Source organism: Mucilaginibacter sp. P4_G9, assembly GCF_056400985.1.
The window spans coordinates 1-2958 of the sequence record NZ_JBFUKF010000520.1 but is presented as its reverse complement, the minus strand read 5'-3'; the positions used below and the strand labels follow the sequence as shown (position 1 = coordinate 2958).

At 43.0% G+C, this 2958-nt stretch carries 3 protein-coding genes and 1 pseudogene; 2 read left to right on the top strand and 2 right to left on the bottom strand.

The features are described from left to right. A partial coding sequence (locus AC1DPZ_RS24740; protein WP_477408488.1) for an NAD(P)/FAD-dependent oxidoreductase occupies nucleotides 1-235 on the top strand: 235 nt, incomplete at its 5' end. Nucleotides 236-303: 68 nt separating this feature from the next. On the opposite strand, the gene AC1DPZ_RS24735 is transcribed toward AC1DPZ_RS24740, so the two are convergent. Further along, complete coding sequence (locus AC1DPZ_RS24735; RefSeq protein ID WP_477408486.1) at nucleotides 304-1185, bottom strand: glycosyltransferase family protein; 882 nt, start codon at nucleotides 1183-1185, stop codon at nucleotides 304-306. Between the two features lie 119 nt (nucleotides 1186-1304). On the opposite strand from AC1DPZ_RS24735, the gene AC1DPZ_RS24730 reads away from it, so the two are divergent. After that, nucleotides 1305-2501, top strand: a complete 1197-nt coding sequence (locus AC1DPZ_RS24730; RefSeq protein WP_477408490.1) for an NADH-quinone oxidoreductase subunit D — start codon at nucleotides 1305-1307, stop codon at nucleotides 2499-2501. Nucleotides 2502-2749: 248 nt separating this feature from the next. Here the strand turns inward: AC1DPZ_RS24730 and AC1DPZ_RS24725 are convergent. After that, nucleotides 2750-2958, bottom strand: a pseudogene (locus tag AC1DPZ_RS24725) (serine protease); the annotation flags it as partial.

The following is a 2958-nucleotide window of genomic DNA, read 5'->3' as shown; positions in this document are numbered from 1 at the left end:
CAGCATATTGATCCATGAGTTTAAAGTAAAACCTGCCGGCGATAAAGGTTACGATAAAGCTGAGGTAATGCGCGGAGGTGTATCAACCAATGAGTTATCTTCTAAAACATTGGAGGCTAAGAAAGTTCCCGGCCTGTTTTTTGGCGGCGAATGTGTAGATGTTACGGGCTGGCTGGGCGGCTACAATTTTCAATGGGCCTGGGCAAGCGGGTTTGTTATAGCGCAGCATCTTTGATCAGAATTTTCAGAAATTAAGAGTAAGGAGAATATTACCCCCCTATCGTGAATGAGGGGAAGAAAACATTACCTTTCCACAATTTCATAATTTCTGTACTCCCCTATCCGCCAACCGGTTAATTGTTCTATTTTTTGAAGCAGCTTGCGGCGAAATGTCATCGCTTTGCGCAGTTGTTTAGTACTAAAATCAATGTTCCAGTTGGTGGCAGTAATTCGTTTTTGAATAGGTGTCGGGTGGGTACCGGTAAAACGGACAAGCTTATCGGCATTACTATAATCAAATTCGTAAGTTTCGGGCAGGTTTTGCTCCATCCAGGCATCATCATGGTAAAACTTATTGAAGTTACGAATCTTGTTGTTAAGGCCCTGGGGCGGCTTAGCCCAGCCATAATGATAAATGTAGGCATCAATCAGCTTTACTTTTATCTTGCGGTCATCAAGGCGAAAACCCTGTGCATCACGGTAGGCTTTGATGCCTTTAATATTTTTGAGCAAACGAATCTCGCGGCGATACCATCGTCTCGAATCGCCGTAGTAATCATAGGAGCCATAAAAATGCAGGTATTTAAATAACAAGCCTTCAATATTTGGTTTGGGTAAGGCATCTTCCATCTCCCTTTTAATAAGGGGGTGATATTTTTCATGTACTGCCTCATCACCCTGGATATAAAAAGCCCAGTCGCTATCCGGCGAAATTGCTGCAAATGCTTTATCCGTTTCCACCGCAAAAACACGTCCGCCATCTTTTAATGAATCATCCCAAACAGTATCAATGATCTTGATTTTGGGTGAGCCGATAGCCTCAATTAATTCGCGGGTACCATCATCAGAGTTGCCGGCTGCTACTATAAACTCATCGCAAAGGGGTAAAATAGAATTAATAGCTTCAACAATGGGGTAGTCGTTTTTAACCGCGTTTCTGATAAATGTAAATCCGGATACTTTCATTACGGCAAAGGTATTTAAAAGTTTTTGTCGCGAATTGGCCCGATAAATAAAAAAAAAGTTGATTTTTGATATTCAATCCCGGGATTGAATAATAAATTAAACGGAAGGCAACATTGGCGATCACTAATCCAAAATACGAAGAAGCGCTACTTAATTACAACAAAAAAATAGCTGAGGCCAGTGTGGAGGATATGGTGCTTAATATGGGCCCGCAACACCCCTCAACTCACGGCGTTTTACGTTTGGAACTGATCACTGACGGCGAAATTGTAAAAGAAGTTATCCCTCACATAGGTTACCTGCACCGCTGTTTTGAAAAACATGCCGAATCATTAACCTATCAGCAAACCATTCCTTTTACCGATAGGCTTGATTACCTGGCATCTATGAACAATAGCCATGCTTTTGTAATGGGCGTTGAGCGCATGATGGGCATTGATAAAGATATCCCTAAACGTATTGAGTACATCCGTGTGCTGGTTTGCGAGCTTAACCGCATTGCATCGCACCTGATAGCAATTGGCACTTATGGCATTGATATTGGCGCCTTCACGCCTTTTTTATGGTGCTTCAGAGATCGCGAACATATTATGGGCATGCTGGAATGGGCTTCTGGCTCACGCATGCTGTACAACTACATTTGGGTTGGTGGCTTGTTTTACGATTTGCCGGTTGGCTTTGAAGAACGCTGCCGCGATTTTGTAGAGTACTTTAAACCCAAAATGGTTGAGCTTAACCAGTTGCTTACCGATAACCAGGTATTTATATCCCGCACGGCCAATGTAGGTGTGCTGCCACTTGATGTGGCTATCAACTATGGTTGCTCGGGCCCAATGCTGCGTGCTTCGGGATTGAAATGGGATTTACGCCGGATTGATAATTATTCGGTCTACCCCGAACTTGATTTCGAGGTCCCTATAGGTACGGGGCTCATGGGCACCGTTGGTGATTGCTGGGACCGTTATAAAGTAAGGGTTGATGAAATAGAACAATCCCTTAGGATGGTGGAACAATGCCTCGACCGCCTGCAGAACGAATTAAAGCGCACGCCCGATTTTGATCCGCGGGCCAAAATGCCGCGCAAAACTATACCCAAAGCACAGGACTATTATGTACGCTGCGAAGGCGCCAAAGGCGAGCTTGGTTTTTATTTTATGACCGATGGCAAATCCGAGATTCCCGTACGTGTAAAAGCCCGCGGCCCAAGCTTTAATAATCTTTCTGTATTGCCCGAAATTTCGAAGGGCGTGCTGATAGCCGATTTGATTGCCATTGTAGGCTCGATAGATTTTGTGCTGGGCGAAGTGGACAGGTAATTTTTCAATAAAAAAACCGGTAATATCCGTATACCGTTGATTTACCTTTGGTTAACCTTTCTGCTACCTTTGCTACACTATAAACACATAACCCCGCCGGAGTTGGAAATGGTTGGTGTATCCCCATTTCAATCTAAAAGTTCTTTATCAAAAAATCCGATAGTCCGGACGTACGATAGTCCAAACAAAAAAAGAGACACCTTTCGGTATCTCCTTTTAATTATTAATTTTTATTGGAATTGGGCGTATTAATAAGCTTTAACCATGAACACATAGTTTTTTAGCTTTTTGAGTTGTTGTGGGCGGCTTAAACCAGCCAGGGTATTTTTTGTACTTATGTTTAAATCCTTGCTCAAAGAGTCGGGTGGTATATTTTGTATCGCTTTTAACAAATAGGCCGATTTTTTTGCAAAACCTGCACCAGCCATATCGGGCTGCCTGCCACTTATTATACCTA

Excerpts from the sequence above, each read along its gene's own strand:
- AC1DPZ_RS24735 (WP_477408486.1), bottom strand. The coding sequence starts at position 1,185 with ATGAAAGTATCCGGATTTACATTTATCAGAAACGCGGTTAAAAACGAC.